Source organism: Filimonas zeae (assembly GCF_014641615.1).
Taxonomy (GTDB): Bacteria; Bacteroidota; Bacteroidia; order Chitinophagales; family Chitinophagaceae; genus Filimonas; species Filimonas zeae.
This window is the reverse complement of record NZ_BMIB01000001.1, coordinates 1,193,168-1,214,149: the sequence shown is the minus strand read 5'-3', so window position 1 is coordinate 1,214,149 and position 20,982 is coordinate 1,193,168. Positions and strand designations below refer to the sequence as shown.

The 20,982-nt window shown below is 50.6% G+C and carries 1 protein-coding gene; it reads right to left on the bottom strand.

From position 1 onward, the window contains the following. Positions 1 to 20,706 carry a cadherin-like domain-containing protein gene (locus IEY13_RS04855; protein ID WP_188950813.1) on the bottom strand — a complete coding sequence of 6,902 codons (20,706 nt, stop codon included), beginning with the start codon at positions 20,704 to 20,706 and terminating at the stop codon, positions 1 to 3. Between the last annotated feature and the right edge of the window lie 276 nt (positions 20,707 to 20,982).

Genomic DNA, 20,982 nt, shown 5'->3' with positions numbered 1-20,982 from the left:
CTACCTGTTTATAGTAATATAATTCACGTATCTGTCTTTTCCATCCACTACAACTATGTAGTAGTAAGTACCATCCGGCACCTGCTTGCCAATAGTGATACCCGTATTCGGGCGACCATCCCAGTTGTTCTTATAATCCGTGCTCTTATACACCAGATTACCCCAGCGGTTATACATTTCCAGCGAAATGCGGCTGGTACCGGTATTCTCTATGATAAAGTAATCGTTAATACCATCATTGTTTGGCGAGAAACCTTTAGGTATCTTAATTACCATACCCTTCAGCGTTACCGGCGTCGGATCTCTTTCGTCCGGTATACCGTTACCGTTCGGATCAGGGTTCAGACCATCTGTAGATACATCCAGTATAGTACCGGTGGCGCTACCTGCTGTTACCGTTGCCGTGTTATTGAACGTAAAGTCAGTAGCACCAATCATTACGTTTACCCGGAAGGTAATGGTATCTGCTGCACCCGGTGCCAGCGTACTGCCTGCTCTCAGCAGGGTAACCACTCCCCTGCCGTTAAAGCCATCGTTGGCAATAAGCGTTCCGGTAGCAGTGGGTACACCCGTTACATTAAAGCTGGCTGCCCCAGCAAACACCGTAGTTAAACCGTCCGTTACCTGTACGTTGTTCAGCGCAATACCACCCAGATTTTTAACAGTGAGCTTGTAGGTAATAGTATAGCTTCCATCCAGTTCCTTCCTCACATCAGAAACAGCTTTTGCCAAACCTAATACCGGCGTTGCCCTTACGGTTATCACCACGCTGGCGGTATCACAAAGCGATGGAGTGCCGTTGTCACATATACGGTAGCTAAAGGTATCGTTGCCTACATACTGCGCGCCTGGTGCATACGTAAACGTACCGTCAGCCGTCATAGTAAGTGTTCCGTGTTTCGGCTGCGTCAGCACGGTGGCAGTAAGCATGTTACCATCCGCATCGGTATCATTAGTGGTAACACTGTTGGTTAAAGTTGCATTCTCAGCCACCACAAACAGGTCATTCTCTGCATTTGGTGCACGGTTGGCCTGTTGCAGCACACTTATTACTACCAGTGCGGTATCACACTGCACCGGACTACCGTTATCACAGGCCCTGTACACAAAGGTATCCTGGCCAATATAACCCGCTGCCGGCGTATAAGTATAATCACCAGCTGCATTCAGTGTAAGCGTACCATGGAACGGTTGTGTTACCACAGAGGCAGTAAGCGTACCACCTTCCGGATCACTGTCGTTGGTAAGTACATTACGCGTTACACTGCCATCACGGATAACCGTTGCAGTATCAGCCAGTGCTACCGGTGCCAGATTACCTGCTGGTTGCACTGTTATTATCATACGTGCCGTGTCACACAACGTTGGTGTACCGTTGTCACACACTCTGTATACAAGGGTATCCTTACCAGTGTAACCGGCAGCAGGTGTATAAGTATAAGCACCGTTGCTGTTTAACACCAGCGTACCATGATTCGTTTGTACTATCACAGAAGCGGTTAGCGTGTTACCATCCGGATCTATATCGTTGGTAAGCACATTACCGGTTACCGTACCATTATACGCCACAGTAGCGGTATCATCCGCAGCCACAGGTGCGGTGTTACCCGGTGCCTGTATGCGCACAATTACAATGGCAGTATCACAGAACGATGGAGCACCATTATCACATGCACGGTAGCTGAAGGTATCCAAACCGGAGTAACCAGCAGCAGGTGTGTACGTAAACGCTCCATCGCCGCCCAGTACCAGCGTACCATGTGATGGCTGGGTTACCACAGAAGCCGTAAGCGTACCACCATCCGGATCACTGTCATTAGCCAGCACATTACCGGTGGTGCTGCCGTTCTGCGCCACAGTTACCGTATCATTTACCACTACAGGTACCTGATTGTCCGAAGGCTGCACGGTTACCACCACACGTGCCGTATCGCACAAGGTTGGCGTACCATTGTCACAGGCTCTGTATACAAAGGTATCCTGACCAGAGTAGCCAGTGGCCGCCGTATAGGTATAAGAGCCGTTGCCGTTTAACACCAGCGTGCCATGGGCAGGCTGTGTTATTACCGAAGCAGCAAGCGTGTTACCATCCGGATCTATATCATTGGTAAGTACATTACCCGTTACATTTCCATTGTAAGCCACAGTGGCAGTATCATCCGCTGCTACAGGTGCAGTATTACCCGGTGCCTGTACCCGTACAATTACAATGGCCGTATCACACAATGGTGGAATGCCGCCGTCACATGCACGGTAACTGAAGGTATCTAAACCAGAGTAACCAGTAGCAGGTGAATAGGTAAACGCTCCATCACCACCCAGCACCAGTGTACCATGTGCAGGCTGTGTTACCACAGAAGCAGTAAGCACACCACCTTCCGGATCACTGTCATTGGTTAATACATTACCGGTGGTACCGCTGTTCTGCGCCACTGTTACCGTGTCATTTACCGCTACAGGTGCATTGTTGCCCGGTGCCAGTACATTTATCAGTACCAGCGCAGTATCACATAGCGACGGAGTGCCGTTGTCACATGCACGGTAAACAAACGTATCCAGGCCGGAGTAACCAGCGGCAGGGGCATAGGTGTAAGCACCGTTTGTACCCAGCGTAAGTGTACCATGAGCAGGTTGTGTTACCACAGAAGCGCTCAACGTGCCACCATCAGGATCGGTATCGTTTGCCAGTATATTTCCGGTTGCGCTTCCATTCTGCGCTACCGTTACAGTATCGTTAACAGCTACAGGTGCCAGGTTGGCGGCAGGCTGTACAGTAATAGTTACCAGCGCAGTATCACACAGGGCCGGAGTAGCATTATCACAACCACGGTATACAAATGTTACGTTACCGCTGAATCCTGCTGCAGGTATATATGTGAATGAACCATCGGCAGCAAGGGTAAGCGTTCCGCTGGTTGGCGGTGTTACCAGTATCGCTGTAACCGGATCACTGTCTGCATCTCTGTCGTTCCGCAGCACACCGTTGGCAGCGGTTACACGCAGTGTATCCGGTTGCTGTACGGTATAGCCATCCGGCTGAATCAGCGGCGCATCGTTCACCGGCATTACGTTAATTACCAGTTTACCGGAAGAACAGAGTGAGGTTCCATCGCACACCTGGTAACTGTACTCTACCGTGCCATTGAAGTCAGCAACAGGGGTAAAGATGTAATTACCATCATTATTCAATGTAAGCGTACCACGGGCATCCGTAATCTGCTGCGGTGCTACGGTAAGACCTGCTGTACCATCAGCATCCGTATCGTTGGCCAGTACAGATGTGGTACTGGTATAAACAACATCCTCATCAATAGTTATGGTATCGTTCACAGCTACCGGTGCATCATTTACTGCAGCAATATTAAACCTTACGGTTACAGGGCTGCTGCATGCCCTTACATCACACACCTGATATGTGAAAGAATCGACACCGTTCTGATCCGGTAACGGACGGTATACAAACGAGCCATCGTTGTTCAGCGTCAATCTGCCTTTAGGTGCAGTTACCAGTTTGGCAATCAGCACATCACCGTCTGCATCTGTATCGTTTTTAAGAAGCCCGTCTGCTGCATTCACCGTCAGCGTGGAATCTTCAGACACAGCATACACATCAGGACTACCCACAGGTATATCATTTACAGAACGGATGGTAATGGTAACCTGCGCATTGGCAGTACCACCTTTTCCATCGTTTGCCAGATAAGTAAACTGATCAGTGCCAAAGTAGTTGGCATCCGGAGTATATACAAATCCGCCGTTCGCATTCAGTACCAGCGTGCCGTGTGCAGGTGCCACCTGTATCACCGCAGTCAGGGTGTCTCCATCTGCATCAGTATCATTCAGTAACACACCAGCCGCCGCAATAGTCAGTACGCTGTCCTCTCCTACACTGTAGCTATCACTCACTGCCACAGGTACATCGTTGGTATTGGCAATATTAAACGCCACGGTTACAGGTGCACTGCATGCCGGCGGTGTACCGTTATCGCAGGCCTGGTAGCTGAACTGATCAGCGCCACTGTAGTTGGCATTTGGCGTATACGTGAACGAACCATCAGGATTCAGTTGCAGCGTGCCATGTGCCGGACCGCTAACCAGTTTTGCTGTAAGCGGACTGTCAGGGTCGCTGTCGTTAGCCAGTACACCGGAAGAAGCTGGTACCGTCAGTGGTGCATCTTCTGTTACGGCGTAAGTATCCGGCTGCGCTACAGCAACATCATTTACGTCTGTTACATTTATAGTAGCCACCGCTTCACTGCACAGGCCACCCGCATCGCATACACGATAGCGGAACTGATCTGTACCGGCAAAGTCTGGTGCGGGAACGTAAGTAAAGGTACCGTTGGCGTTCAGTGTAAGCGTACCATGCTGCACATTGTTCACCAGTGTTACAGTAAGCGTAGCCGGTGTATTATCAACATCCACATCGTTGGTTAATACATTTCCGGTAAGCTGGTTATCTTCTGTACCGGTAAACACATCATTTACAGCTACCGGTGCATCGTTCACTGCTGTTACGTTAAGGGTTACAGTGGCTCTGGACGTTTCGCCGTTAGCATCTTTTGCATCGTAAGTAAAGCTGTCCGGTCCACTGTAATCCGCATCAGGTGTATAAGAGAAGGAACCGTCCGGACGCAGCGTTAAACGACCATGTGTTACATCCGTTACCAGTATGGCGGCCAGTGTAGCACCCGCCGGCTCGTTCGGATCAGTGTCGTTAGCCAGTACACCGTTGGCAGCAGGTATGTTCAGTACACTGTCTTCATTTACGGTGTAAGGCCCATCGTTCACAGCTACCGGCGGCAGGTTGTTTGCCCCTACGTTTATGGTTACCAGTGCAGGCGTACAGCTGCTGCACAAACGGTAGGTAAAGGTAACCGTGCCCACATAACCGGTGGCCGGAACAAATACAAACGAACCATCTGTATTAAAGGTAAGTGTGCCGGTAGCTGCCGCTGGTGAGGTTACCAGTTCTGCGCTCAGCGGACTATCACTGTCCCTGTCATTAAACAATACACCCGGAGCCGCTATGGTAAGCGTGGAGTTGCCGGCTGTAAAGTAATTATCATCTGTAGCCACAGGTGCATCATCCACTGCGGTAATAGTAAAGGTTACCGTAGCCGTATCTCTGCCACCGTTACCATCGTCTGCTGCATAGCGGAAAGTATCTGTACCACTGAAGTCAGCATCCGGCGTGTATACGAATGTGCCATTGGCATTAAAAGTAAGTGTGCCATGTGCCGGAGCAGCTACCAGTATGGCAGTTAGGGCATCGCCATCCGCATCGGTATCATTGGCCAGTACACTTGCCGCACCAGACAGGGTTTCGTCTTCCGCCAGCGTATAGCTGTCGTTTACAGCAACCGGCGCATCATTCACCGCCTGTACCGTTACCACCACAGTGCCGGTACTGCTTCCGCCATTACCATCCGTTACGATGTAAGTAAAGCTGTCCACACCATTGTAGTTGGCTGGTGGCGTATAGGTAAATGTACCATTGGCCAATAACTGTACGGTACCACCTTTGGCGGTGGCTTTGGTTTGCGGCGTAACGCTCAGCCCCTGCTGAGAACCGTTATCCGGATCTACATCGTTAAACAGTACGCCGTTTCCGGTAGCGGTAAAGGTTTCGTCTTCGTTTACCGTATACGTATCGCTATTGGCAACCGGCGCATCGTTTACAGCAGTAATATTGAGAATTACACGTGCTGTATCCATGCCGCCTTTGCCGTCAGCAGCAATATAAGTAAAGGTATCAGTACCGTTATAATCGCGGTTAGGCTGATAAGTAAACGTACCATCATTGTTCAATAACAGATTACCATGGGCAGTAGTCTGCAGTACCGTTGCACGCAAGGTATCCCCATCTCTGTCTGTATCGTTAGCCAGTACACTTACCGGTGAAGTAAATGCCTGATCTTCTGCCAGGGTATAGGTATCGTTTGCTGCATCCGGACGATCGTTCACAGCGCGTACGGTAATACGTACCGTGCCGGTGGCGGTGCCGCCATGGCCATCACTTACCGTATAGGTAAAGCTGTCCAGGCCATTGTAGTCAGCTGCCGGTTTATAAGTATACGTACCATTGCCGTTTTGTACCAGAGTGCCATGGGCAGGCTGGCCAACAGCGGTAACCACCAGGGTATCACCATCATCATCACGATCGTTAAATACCAGTTGTGGCTGGGTAAGAACCAGTTCATTGTCTTCATCTACTGTATAACTTACCGGCGAGGTTACAGGGCCATCGTTTACGCCGTTCACTGTAAGCCTTACGGTACCGTTGGTACAGGTTCCGGAAGCATCGCAGGCTCTGTACACAAAGCTGTCTACCCCGTTAAAGTTATTGAACGGAGTATACGTAAAGCTGCCATCCGGGTTCATCACCAGTGTACCATTTACCGGCGCAGTAACTACCGAAGCAGTCAGCACATCACCGTCACCATCGGTATCATTGGCCAGTACGCCATTGGCGGCGGTAGTAGAGAACGGAGTATCTTCCTGTACTGCACCATAGGTATCCGGGCCGGTTACCGGTACGTCGTTAACGGCGCTAACCGTAACAATAATTCTTCCGGTATCGCAGCCTTTGGTAGCGCTGCACACACTGTACAGTATGGTGTCTTTACCATTATAGTTAGCTGCCGGTGTATAGGTAACAGCACCGTTTCCGCTAATGGTAGCGGTTCCGTGTGCCGGAGAGCCTATCAGACTGGCCACCAGCGTATCGTTTGCACCCGTTCCGGAGTACACATCGTTCTGCAGTACGCCAGGCGCGGAAATATTCAGCACGCCATCTTCGGCAATGGTATACAGATCATTTACTGCAACAGGGCGGCTGCCGCCTGCTATTACATTAATGGTTACCGTAGCATTGCTGCACAGGGCTGGTGTTTTGTTATCACAGGCACTGTATACAAAGGTATCCACACCTGTAAATCCGCTGGAAGGTGTATACGTAAAGTTGCCGTTGGCGTTAAGCACCAGGGTGCCATTGGCTGGCAGGTTTACCACCGCAGCCTTCAGGCTGTCCAGGTCGGCATCGGTATCGTTGGTTAATACGTTTCCGCTTAATGCAATACCAGATATAGTAGTATAGCTGTCTGCCTGTGAAACCGGTGCGCGGTTGGGCGACTGCTGTACCGTAATATTTACCAGTTTGGCATCGCACAGTGGCGGGTTGCCGTTATCGCAGGCACGGTAACTGAAGGTTACATTGCCGCTGAAGCCTCCTGCCGGTGTATAGGTAAACGTACCATCTGCATTCAGCACAACCGTACCGCTGGATGGTTGAGCTACCAGAGAAGCCTGTAACGGATCGCCGTCAGGATCGCTATCGTTGGTAAGCACATTGCCACTCACCGGTGTATTATAAGGTGTTACAAACACATCGTTCTGCGCCACCGGAGCATCGTTTACAGCAGATACCTGTATGCGTATCACACCTTCACCAAATGCACCATCCTGATCGTACACGCGGTATACAATACTGTCAGCACCATTGTAGTTGGTGGCTGGCGTGTATACATACGATTTATCCGGATTGGTAGTAAGCGTACCGTGCGAGGGGCCTGAAACCAGTACCAGCGTCAACGGATCACCATCCGGGTCGCTGTCATTCGCGGTAACATCTGCCGGTCTGAAATTCAGCGGTACATCTTCCCGGGTAGTAAAGTTATCGTTCACAGCCACAGGCGCATCATTCACGGCTACTACGCGTACACGCACATAAGCAGTATCGCACAGGCCGGAAGGATCGCACAGTTTATACTGTATGCTATCTATGCCGTTAAAATTCGCTTCCGGTGTATAGGTAAGTGTTCCGTCAGGATTGTTCACTACCGTACCATGCTTCAGGGTACCTATTCTTTGCGGAATGATTACATCACCATCCACATCATAGTCATTATACAACACGGTATCCGGACGGAAAGTAATCGCCTGATCTTCTGTTACCACAAAGTCATCATCAATAGCTACCGGCGCATCATTCACTGCTGTTACAGACAGGCGCACAGTTCCGTTTACACAGGTACCAAACGGACCACACAAACGGTATATAAAGCTATCCGCACCGCTGTAGTCACGGGCCGGCTTATACAGGAAGCTTCCATTGGGCTGCAGGGTTACAGTACCATGTGCGGTTCCGGTTACCAGCGAGGTAGTCAACGGATCACCATCAACATCTCTGTCGTTAGCCATAACACCCGGCGCACCTACAAACAGGTCCGTATCTTCAGTTGCAGTATAACTGTCGTCTCCTGCAACCGGGTTATCATTCACCGCCCCTACACTTACACTAACAGTAGCGCTGCTGCAGTTGGCCGGTGTAGCCGTATCACAAACCGTATACGTAAACTGATCGGTACCGTTAAAGTCAGCATCAGGTGTATACGTAAAGCTGCCATCCTGATTTTGTGTCAGCGTGCCATTGGCTGGCTGGCTGAAAGTCACTACCAGCGGATCGCCATCCGGATTAATATCGTTGGCAGTAAGATCCACAGGTCTTATTACCAGCGGCACATCTTCCTGCGCAGTAATATTATCCGCTACCGCCTGTGGCACATCTTTTACAGCAGCCACATTCAGTACCACGGTGCCGGTGTTGCACAAACCTCCCGCATCACACGCGGTATAGGTAAAGCTATCCACACCATTGTAATTGGCAGCAGGTGTGTATTCAAAGCTACCGTCCGGCTGCAGGGTAAGTGTACCATGCAGTGGCGCCACAGCTACTGCTGCACGCAGCGCATCGCCGTCAGCATCCCTGTCATTGGCAAGCACACCCGGAGCCGCTATCTGCAGGCGGGTATCTTCTGTGGCAGCGTACGTATCGTTTGCAACAACCGGACTATCAGGCGTTGCCTGTATGCTCAGGCTTACTTTACTTTCTGAACACAGCTGGCTGCTGTTACATACCCTGTAGGTAAAGGTATCTGTACCACTGTAATCAGCGTTTGGCGTATAAGTAAAGCTTCCATCTGCATTCATTACCAACGTACCATGCAGCGGCGCTACCGCCACGCTGGCAGTAAGCGTACCACCATCTGTATCTGTATCATTAGCCAGTACGCCGGTACCAACCGGTACGTTCAGTACGGCATCTTCGTTCACCGTATACGGACCATCACCGGCAGCCGTTGGCGCATCGTTTACTGCATTTACAGTTAAACGCACAATAGCCAGTGAGGTATCTCCTGCCCCATCGGTTACTTTATATACAAACGAATCCAGTCCGTTGTAGTTGGCAACAGGCACATAGGTAAAGGAGCCATCTCCCTGCAGGGTTACGGTACCATGTAATGCATTGGTTTGCAAACTTACCACCAGGGCATCACCATCCGCATCAACATCATTACCCAGCACGCCCGGCGCAGTTACTGTCAGCGTCTCATCTTCATTCACCGCATAGGCGTCTGCTGCTGCTACCGGTGCATCATTTACAGCAGTAACCGTAACAGATACAGTTGCGCTGGCGCATGCCTGTGGCGAACCGTTATCACATACCTGATAAGTGAACTGATCGGTGCCGTTAAAATTAGCAGCCGGGGTATAACGGAAGGTACCATCCGGGTTTTGCACCACGGTGCCGTTGGCAGGCTGTGTCAGCAGCGTAGCCGTCAGGGTCTGCCCCTGATCAGGGTCAGTATCATTAGCCAGCACGTTAATATTCACGGCAGAATCTTCCGGCACCGTAGCCTGATCGGCATTGGCTACCGGCGCATCGTTTACATCGCCAATAGTAAAGTAAACTGTTACATCCGGAGAACATACGCCAGACAGATCGCAGGCGCGATAACTGAAGCTATCCACACCTACCGCATTGGCCTGTGGTGTATAGATAAAAGAGCCATCAGCATTCAGCTGCAGTGTACCTCTTGATGGCTGGCTTACCAGCGATACAATGGTTTCACCATCCGGATCATAGTCATTCGCAAGTACCCCTTCAGAAGCAGGTACGGTTAAGGTGCTGTCTTCTGTTACAGCATAGGTATCCGGTGTGGCAACCGGCGCATCATTTACCGGTGTTACTGTAATCACCAGTCTGCCCTGGGCACACAATCCGGTTGGGTCGCATACCTGATACGGGTATTCCGCCTGGCCGTTAAAGTTGCTTGCCGGGGTATAAGTATAGTTGCCATCGCTACCCATAGTAAGGGTACCTCTGCCATCTGTAATGGTTTGTGCAGTAACGGTAAGCCCTGCCGTACCATCTGCATCGGTATCATTCGCCAGTACAGAAACAGTGCTGGTGAGCGGCGTATCTTCGGCAGTAGTTGCACTGTCTGCAACTGCCACAGGCGCATCGTTTACATCCGTGAAGTTGAAGATCACAGTTACCGGATCAGAACACTGGTTTACATCGCAGGCCTGGTAACGGAAGGAATCCACACCGGTAGCATTGGGCAACGGCACATAGGTGAAGGAACCATCCGGACGCAGGGTAAGCGTTCCTTTGGATGGATCGGTAAGTTTGGCAACAATCACCTCTCCGTCCACATCAATATCATTGGCCAGCACACCGTTAGCGGCATTCACTTCCAGCGTACTGTCTTCAATTACAGTATAAGTATCCGCACCGGCTACCGGCTGGTCATTTACCGGTGTTATGGTAATAGTAACCTGCGCGGTATCAGAACCGCCATTACCATCACTTACACGATAAGTAAACACATCTGTACCGTTATAGTTAGCGGCAGGGGCATATACAAAGCTGCCATCTGCGTTTAAGGTTAGCGTACCGTGCAGCGGCTGCGTTTGCACAGCAGCTGTCAGCGGATCGTTATCCCCATCTGTATCATTAGCCAGTACACCCGGAGCAGCTATAGTAAGTGTTCCATCTTCTGCCATGGTATAACTATCGTTACCGGCATCAGGTGCATCATTCACATTGTTTACGGTTAAGGTAACCGTAACCGGGTTGCCGCAAAGTGCAGGTGTTCCGTTATCACAGGCCTGATACGTAAACTGGTCTATGCCGCTGAAATCCGGATTTGGCGTATAAGTAAACGAGCCGTCCGGTTGCAGATTAAGTGTACCATTGGTGGTAGAGGCAAGAACAGATACAATCGGCTCTGCATCCACATCACTATCATTGGCCAGCACGCCGGTGGCGGCAGGCACTACCAGTTGCTGATCTTCCGTTACGGTATAGGAATCAGGCTGCGACACCGGTGCATCGTTTACAGCTGTTACAGTAATAGCTACAGTTCCATCGTCGCACAGCCCACCTGCATCACAAACGCGATAACTGAACTGGTCAGGGCCATTGTAATCTGCAGCCGGGGTATAGGTATAAGTTCCGTTGGCGTTTAAACTAAGACTACCATGTGCCGGATTGGCTACTACCGTATACAAGAGGCTACCGGCACTATTATCCACATCTGTAGTATTCGTAGCTACCGATCCGTTCAACTGGGTATCCTCCGCAGTAGATACATTGTACTCAGCCGCCACCGGTGCATCATTTGTTGCAGTAACGTTGATAAACACAGTAGTCTGGCTGGTTGCTCCGTTAGCATCTGTTGCCGCATAGGTAAAGTTGTCTGCGCCATTGTAATCAGCCTCCGGCACGTAGGTGAACGAACCATTGGCATTCAATGTAAGCGTACCATGCGAAACAGTGGTTACCAGCACTGCCGCCAGTCTGGGCGTTGCTTCATCGGGGTCTGTATCGTTGGCCAGCACACCCGGTGCAGCTACCGTAAGCGGCACATCTTCCGAGGTGGAATAACTGTCCGGCGCTGCCAATGGCGGCCGGTTATTCGTGCCTACGTTAATAGTTACTGTAGCAGGTGTACAGGTAGTACACAGGCGGTAGCTGAAAGTAACAGTACCGGCAAACCCTGTTACAGGCACATAACGGAAGGAACCATCGCTATTGAAACTGAAAGCGCCGCTTGCAGGACTACTCAGTAGTTCAGCATTTAAAGGACTGTCTACATCTACATCATTAAACAGCACACCTGGTGCAGCAATGATGAGGCTATCATTGGTAGCCAGATAATAGTTATCGTTCTGTGCCACAGGCGGATCGTCTACCGCAGTTACGGTAATCTGCACCGTACCGGTATCTGAACCACCATTGCCATCTCTTACCACATAGGTGAAGAAATCAGATCCATTGTAATTGGTATTACCACGATAAGCGAATGATCCATCTGCATTCACAGTTGTTACACCATGTGCAGGCGGGGTAAGTAATGCAACTGTAAGCGCATCACCATCCGCATCGGTATCATTGGCCAGTAAACCATTGGCAGCATTTACATTCAGAATTACATCTTCAGCAACAGTATAACTGTCATCAACCGCAACAGGCGCATCATTATCGGCCTGCACAGTAACTACTACGGTTCCCGTTGCTGTGCCACCTTTACCATCCTGAAGCGTGTATGTAAAGCTATCCAGGCCGTTATAGTTGGCAGACGGCGTATAAATAAACGAGCCGTTGCTGTTTATCTGCACGGTACCACCGGCAGCAGACGCTTTACTTTCAGCTGTTGCTGTAAGCACATCATTATTGGTACCACCTGCCACATTATCCGGATCGGTATCGTTAAACAGTATACCCGGCGCAACCACAGAAAGCGCCACATCTTCCCTGGTAGTGTAAGTATCTCTGTTCGCTACCGGATTATCGTTGATAGCGGTAACCGTTAATGTTACCACGCCGGTATCCAATCCACCCCGGCCATCGCTTACCACATAAGTAAAGCTGTCAAGGCCATTATAGTCCTGTGCCGGCGTATAGGTAAAGTTGCCATTGGCATTCAGGGTAACCGTTCCGCGTAACGGACCGGCAAGCAGTGCGGCAGTGAGGGCATCGCCATCCACATCTGTATCGTTCGCCAGTACAGAAACTGTACTGGTGTAGGTTTGCTCCTCATCCAGGGTATAGCTGTCGTTCTGCGCCACCGGTGCATCGTTTACTGCATTTACAGTAATCAGCACTGTGCCGGTAGCAAGCCCACCCTGACCATCGGTTACCGTATAGGTAAAGCTGTCCACACCGTTATAATCAGCAGCCGGTGTGTAGGTATAAGTACCATTGCCGTTTAACGTTACTGTACCGTGTACAGGCTGCGTTACACCGGTTATGGTAAGCGGATCACCATCGGCATCCATATCGTTAAACAGCAGCTGCTGTGCAGTAAGTGTTAGCGGTACATCTTCATTAGTGGTATACGTAACCGGTGCAGTAACCGGTGCATCGTTTACATTGTTTACGGTAAAGTATACTTTGCCGTTGCCGCAGCTTCCGGCCGCATCGCAGGCTTTATAAGTAAAGCTGTCCAGTCCGTTATAGTCTTTGGCCGGGGTATAAGTAAAGCTGCCATCGCTGTTCAGCACCAGTGTACCATGTGCAGGCGAGGTAACCACAGAAGCATTCAGCACATCGCCATCTGCATCCGTATCGTTGGCCAGTACGCCGTTGGCGGCCGTAACCGTAAACGGAACATCTTCCTGAACATTGGTATAATTATCGGCAGCAGTAACCGGCGGATCGTTCACCGGCTGCACAGATATTACCACAATACCGGTATCGCAGGCACCCGAAGGATCGCATACGCGGTAGGTAATAGTATCCTGACCATCATAGTTAGCATCAGGCGTATAGGTAAACCCACCATTGGCATTAATGATAGCCGTGCCATGTGCAGGACCGCTTACCAGCGAAGCTGTAAGCGTGTTCTGCGCATTATCAGGGTCGCTGTCGTTAAACAGTACGCCCGGTGCTGCTACCGTAAGCACCCCATCTTCGTTGGTGGTATACTGATCATCTTTGGCTACCGGTGCGTCATTTACCGCCGTTACCGGTATGCGTACGGTACCCACACCACAAAGCGCAGGACTACCATTATCACAAACCCGATAGGTAAAGCTGTCTACACCATTAAAGTTAGCAGCCGGCGTATAGGTTAAACTTCCATCTGCATTCTGCACCAGTGTACCGTTTACCGGCTGGGTATTAATACTGATGGTAAGGGCATCGCCTTCTGCATCGGTATCATTGGCCAGTAAGGTAGTGGCGGCAATAGTTACCGGCACATCTTCCAGGGTAGCTGGCAGCACATCGTTACCCGCTACCGGTGCATCGTTTACAGCAGTAATGCTAATTACGGCTGTTCCAATGCTGCAGGCGTTGGAAGCATCACAGATGCGGTAAGTAAAGGTGTCTGTGCCATTATAGTTGGCCGCAGGCGTATATACAAAAGATCCGTTTGCATTAATGGTTACGGTGCCGTGTTGTGGCTGTGTTGCCACAGCAGCACTCATGGCATCGTTCTCAGGGTCTGAAGCGTTAAACAGCAGGCCCGGAGCGGTTACATTCAGCGGCGCATCTTCCTGTGTGGAGTAGGTTACGGTACCTGCTATTACAGGCGCATCGTTTACAGCGTTTATGGTAAACACTACCGTTGCCGGTGCAGAGCAGGCACCGCTGGCATCGCAGGCTCTGTAATCAAAGCTGTCTCTTCCGTTATAATTTAATGCTGGTGTATAAGTAAATCCACCATTGGCCAGCAGGGTAAGCGTACCATGTGCAGGCTGCCTGGTTACAGAAGCTGTAAGCGCATCGCCATCTGCATCGGTATCATTGCCCAGTACACCCGGCGCTGCAACGGTAAGCGCAGTATCCTCACCCAGGGTATAGGCATCGCTATTGGCTACCGGTGCATCATTTACAGCGGTAACAGATAACAGTACGGTTGCTGTATTACACAAACCACCGGCATCGCAGGCGCGATACAGGAAGCTGTCTGTACCATTGTAGTTGGCAGCAGGTGTGTATACAAAGGAGCCATCCGCATTCAGGCTTAAGGTACCATGTAAAGGCTGACTTACCAGCGAGGCGGTGAGTGCATCACCATCCACATCCCGGTCGTTGAACAGAACGCCCGGTGCTGCAACGGTAAGTGTGCCATCTTCTGCTATGGTATAGCTATCGCCGGAAGCTACCGGCGCATCATTCACCGCGGTTACATTCAGTACCACGGTTGCGGTACCACACGCATTGGAAGCATCGCAGGCACGATAGGTAAAGCTGTCGGTACCATTATAATTACCGGCAGGGGTATATACAAAACTACCATCCGAATTCATTACCAGGGTACCATGCACCGGCTGGGTTACCACCGTAGCGGTAAGCGCGTCACCATCCGCATCGGTATCGTTGGCCAGTACGCCGTTGGTAGCGCCAATCTGTAAGCTGCCATCTTCTGCCACAGTATAGTTATCTCTGGCAGCCACCGGTGCGTCATTCACTGCGTTTACCGTAATGGTGGCGGTGGCCTGTCCGCAGGCGCCCGATGCATCGCACAGTCTATAAGTAAATACATCTGTACCGTTGTAATTGGCAACAGGTGTATAGGTAAACGAACCATTGGCATTGATAACTACCGTTCCATGCTGCGCCTGTGTTACCAGTGCAGGGGCAAGCGCATCGCCATCCACGTCAGAACCGTTGGCAATAAGGCCGGGAGCCACTACAGATAATACCTGATCTTCTGTAGCCACATAAGAAGCAGTAATTACTACCGGTGTATCATTTACCGGAGTAACGGTAATACGCACTTTACCCGTACCGCATACATTAGACGGATCACATACCGAATAGCTGAAACTGTCTGTACCATTAAAGTTGGCATTGGGGCGATACAGGAAGCTGCCGTTCGGCTGCAGGGTTACGGTACCATTGGCAGCAGCTACCGCAATAGCAGCAGTAAGCGCATCACCATCGGCATCTGTATCATTACCCAGTACACCCGGTGCAGCAATATTCAATGCCTGGTCTTCTGCCACCGCATAGGTATCGGCGGTTGCCACAGGAGCATCATTCACTGCATTTACCGTAATGGTTACCAAACCGGTATCGCATAACTGCGGAGAACCGGCATCGCAGGCACGATAGGTAAACTGATCAGTGCCATTATAGTTAGCAACCGGCGTATACGTAAAGCTGCCATCTGCATTCAGCACTAAAGTACCATGTTGCGGACCAGTTACTACCGATGCGCTCAGTACATCACCATCCACATCCGTATCATCCAGTAACACGCCACGGGCGGCTACGGTTAAGGTCTGGTCTTCATTCACCGCGTAGCTGTTATCCTGTGCTACCGGTTTATCGTTTACGGCAGTAACAGTAAAGGAAACTGTTACCGGAGCAGAGCAGGCACCGCTGGCATCACACGCTTTATAGGTAAACTGATCAGGACCGTTGTAATTGGCATCTGGTGTATAACTAAAGCTGCCGTTGGTATTTAATACCAGTGTACCATGGGCAACATTGGTTACCAGGGTAGCGCTCAGCACATCACCATCAGCATCAGTGTCGTTAGCCAGCACACCGGCGGCAGGCTGGTTAAGCGTACCATCTTCCGCTATGGTATAAGTATCAGCAGCTGCTACAGGGGCATCATTTACATTACCCACATTAATAACTACGGTAGCAGTGCCACAGGCGTTAGACGCATCGCAGGCGCGGTATACAAACGAGTCAAGCCCGTTATAATCAGCATTGGGGGTATACGTAAACGAACCGTTCTGATTTAAAGTAAGTGTGCCGTTTTTAGTAGTACTTACCAGGGTAGTGATCAGCTGATCGCCATCGGGGTCTGAATCATTGGCCAGTATACCCGGAGCGTTAATGGTGGTAGCAATGTCCTCATCCACGTTTACCTGATCGTTCACCACTACCGGCGCATCGTTTACAGGCGCTATGGTAAGTGTTACTGTTGCCGGAGCAGAAGCAGTACCCAGATTATCTTTTACCGTGTAACTGAAGTTATCAGCACCATTGTAGTTTAATGCAGGAGTATAGGTTACCACGCCGGTAGCGTTAACCGTTACTGTACCATGGGCAGGCTGCTGTACAATAGTTACAGAAGTTGCATCAATAGTGCCGTCCGCATCTGTATCATTAGACAGTACGGATATATTCACTGCCACATCTTCATTGGTAGTAGCCGCATCATTCTGTGCCACCGGTGCGCTGTTCACCCGTATAATTACATCATCGGTAGAAGCAGCACAAGGCGGGTTGGTAATGGTCCAGCGGAAAGTATAAGCACCTGCAACCAGGCCGGTTACAGTGGTATTAAACTGGGAAGGACTGGTAATACCTGCGGTATTAGGCCCGGAAATCTGTGTCCACACACCCGTACCCGAAACCGGGTTGTTACCGGCCAGTGTAGCAGAAGTAATATTGGCAGGTCCCTGATCGGGTCCGGCATTGGCACCGGTAGAAGCACCGTTTACGGTTACCTGAATAATATTGCTGGCAGTAGCGGCACATACGCCGGAGCTTACCGTTCTGCGGTAGTAAGTGGTTTGCGTAAGGTTACCCGGCGTATAATTCTGGGTAGTATTGGTACCGGCAGCAGCAATAAACGTAGTGCCATCAGTGCTGCTTTGCCACTGATATACATAAGTACCCGTACCATTGGCTGGTGTTGAACCACTCAGCGAAGCTGGTGCAGTACCGGAACAGATAGTCTGATCGCCGGTAACAGTATTATTGGTTACTGCAGGCACTACGGTTACCGTTAACACGTTGCTGTTTACCGCTGCGCAGGTACCTGCGGTTACGGTTCTTCTGTAGTAAGTGGTTTGCGATACTACAGGTGCATCGTAAACAGATGCGGTTGCACCCGTTATATTGGTAAAGGTATTGTTGTCAGCAGAGGTTTGCCACTGATAGGTATATGAACCATTGCCACCTGCGGGCGCTGTTTGCGTAAAGGCAGCAGGATCGCCGCTGGTACAGAACGTCTGGCTGGCGCTGATAGTACCGGCATTGAGGGCAGCGTAGATAGTAACGGCCACTGCATTGCTGATGGCATCTGTACAGGTACCTGAACTGGTGATTCTTCTGAACCAGGTGTTCTGCGAAACCGCCGGCGCATCGTACACGGCTGCGGTAGCGCCGGATATATTGGTAAAGCCGGAAGTGCTGCTGGTAGTGGAAATCTGCCACTGATACGCATAGGTACCGGTGCCGCCCGTTGCAGCCGTAAGCTGTGTAAAGGCAGCAGGATCGCCACTGACACAGAAAGCCTGATCGCTGCCGATAGAACCGGCAGTGAGTGTGGGACTTACCGTAATAGTAACCACATTGCTGACAGAAGGCGTGGTACAACTGCCGGAGGTGGCCGTACGGCGGTAGTAAGTAGTTACAGAGGTAGCACCCGGATCATAACTCTGGGTAGTGATACCACTGATATTGGTAAAGGTTACACTGTCTGTAGAGGACTGCCACTGGTAGCTGATAGTGCCATTACCACCCGTAGCCGTGCTGCCGTTGATTACCGCTGCATCGCCACTGGTACAGAATGCCGTAACAGCAGGTGCGGTAATAGTGTTACCAGCCAACGCAGGCTGAATAGTAATAGTAGCTACGTTACTATACGCCACCGTAGCACAGGCACCGGAAGTAACACCCCTTCTGTAATAGGTAGTAACCGTGGCCACCGGCGGATCGTAAGTCTGTGCTGTAGCGCCACTGATGTTGGTATAGTTTGTAGCGTCTGTAGAGCTTTGCCACTGATAAGTATACGTACCCGTACCACCGGTAGGTGTGCTACCGGTAATTACCGCTGCATCACCACTGCTGCAGAAGGTAGTGGTAGCAGGTGCAGTTATGGTGTTGGAAGCCAGTGCCTGCAGGTTAAACACCTGTACATCGCTGGTGCTGGCCGCACATCCACCGTTGGTAATAGTCCAGCGGAAAATATAGGTTCCTGTAGTAATACCATTCACCACCGTACCGCCGCTGTTCGGGTTTACAAACACGGGCGTGCCGGGGCCGCTCACTTTTGTCCAGGTACCGGTTCCGTTTACCGGGGTATTACCCGCCAGTGTGGTGCTGGTAGCTGCGCATAAGTTCTGATCGGTACCTGCTGCAGCCGTGGTAGGCGTAGCAAATACCAGAATGGTATTATTAATAACGTTGTTACAACCCACACCGGAAGGCGCGGCGTCACACTCGTTCTGCGGATCGGTAGGTGCAGCTGCATCGGGGTTAGTAGCATCGGGATCGGTAACATCGGCCGGGCGCATAATGGAGGCCCGGGTAGTAAGGCTGCCACCGGATGGTACGGCAGATAGCGTACCTGTAATGGTAAAGGTTACCGTAGCCCCGTTGTTGATATTTACATTGGCAGTATAACCGGTGGCTGTAGTAGCCCCTCCGGATACCGAGGAGGTACCTGTAGTAGCTGCACTGCTTACGGTTACGTTGGTAAACTCTGCCGGAAACGCGAAAAAGAATTTAGCACCGGTTACATTATCCGGGCCGTTGTTCTTTACCGGAACGGTAAAGGTTACGCTCTGGCCCACACAGGGTTGTGTGGCGTTACCGGTAACACTTACTACCTGTAAGTCCGCTTCGCGGATAACAATGGTAGTACTATTTGTTAAGGCATTACTTAACACATACGTCCAGGTATCCAGGCCCTTTACATCACCAAACTCGGTGCTGCCCGCACCGGCGGTACCCCATTTGTGGCCATTGGTGGCACTGCTGATCCCGTCTATAGTAGTTCTGATAGGATTAGACGCGGTACCCACTACGGGTGATATGTTCGAATCATCCCAGTATACAACGTTGTTACCCGAACCGCTTCCATTGGTTCGGGTAATGATAATACCATTTACGTTTCGTTCCACATCCAGAAACGGAAAATGTATCTCGCCCCCAAACAGTAATACCCGTATGGGTATGTTAGCTGTAGAAACCACGGTGGGGCTTACCCTTACGCCTTTCCCATCCAGCCCATCCCAGTACGCTGTATTGGCGCCTGCAGTGGCTATACCGGTAATACGGCGGTCTACCGAATCGCTATATACCCCGTTGTTATTAATATCCAGATCTACCGCATAGTTGCCCGCCTGGTTGGTGGTAAAACCAATATTACCACCAGCCGGATTGGTACCGGCTACGTTGGGCGTACCTTCTACACCGTTAAAAGTAAAGTTAGATACCACCGGACTCACAGGCGTTATACGCAGCCACTCTGTTCCACCAACGCCGGGTGCCGTGGCAGGCATATCTGAGGCAGGTGTGGTAAAGAATATCTTTTGTGTAATGTCACTCTGTGTGTCATCAGCACGGGGGTCCTGCACCGGAATGCTGGTAAGGCTGTTATAACTTTTATAGGAAGCGCCGTTAGAGCTGTTACGGAAACCTTTATTGTTTACAAAAAAGGAGAAGCCGTTACCAGCCTGTCCGTTGTTGTTTACGCTGTAAATAAAACCATCTTTGGTTAATACCTGAAACACAGCATTAAAGCCCGCAGTAAAGTCACCAAGTATAGCAGAAAATATATTTGTATATACACGGCCGTTTATAAAAGCGGTATTACCGGCGTTACGTACACTAACATCGAAAGCGGCAATGTAGTTGCCGCTGGTGGGTTGCGTCCAGGCTGCATTGGCCAGCACCGGTGTGGGGTTGGAAGAAGAAGTATTAGAAGGTGGAACAAAGTCAATTTCCCATACCCCTTCTTCCGAAGCAAGTACAGGAAAGGTGGCTGGTGTATAACCACCACCCAGCGGTACGGGGCCTGCCAGCTCCTGTGTACGGTTATAGATACGGCCTACCGTAAGGCCCAGCAAAGAGCCATTTCCCGTAGTATAGGTATTGCCATTCGGCGCACGTAGGTTGATAGTACCATTACCAACAGCCTGCGCACTGGAACCCACATATATCGTTTCACCGGCCTTTACATATACCTTTACCGTTCCCAGCGTTGGGAAAGGGTTGGTACTGCTGGATGCCGTGGTACTGTTTACGTACGCACGATACCCCGAGGCCCCTGATGGATACAGGTCCTTACTACCTTCCGCATAGGATTTCCCCCACCATGTACAGAGACATAGTAGTAGAAGAACTGCGGACTTTATGTTGTTATGGATATTGGATGTTGGATCATAAGTACAGCCAGCGGATGACATAAGCATATTTCGTTAAAAAGGTAC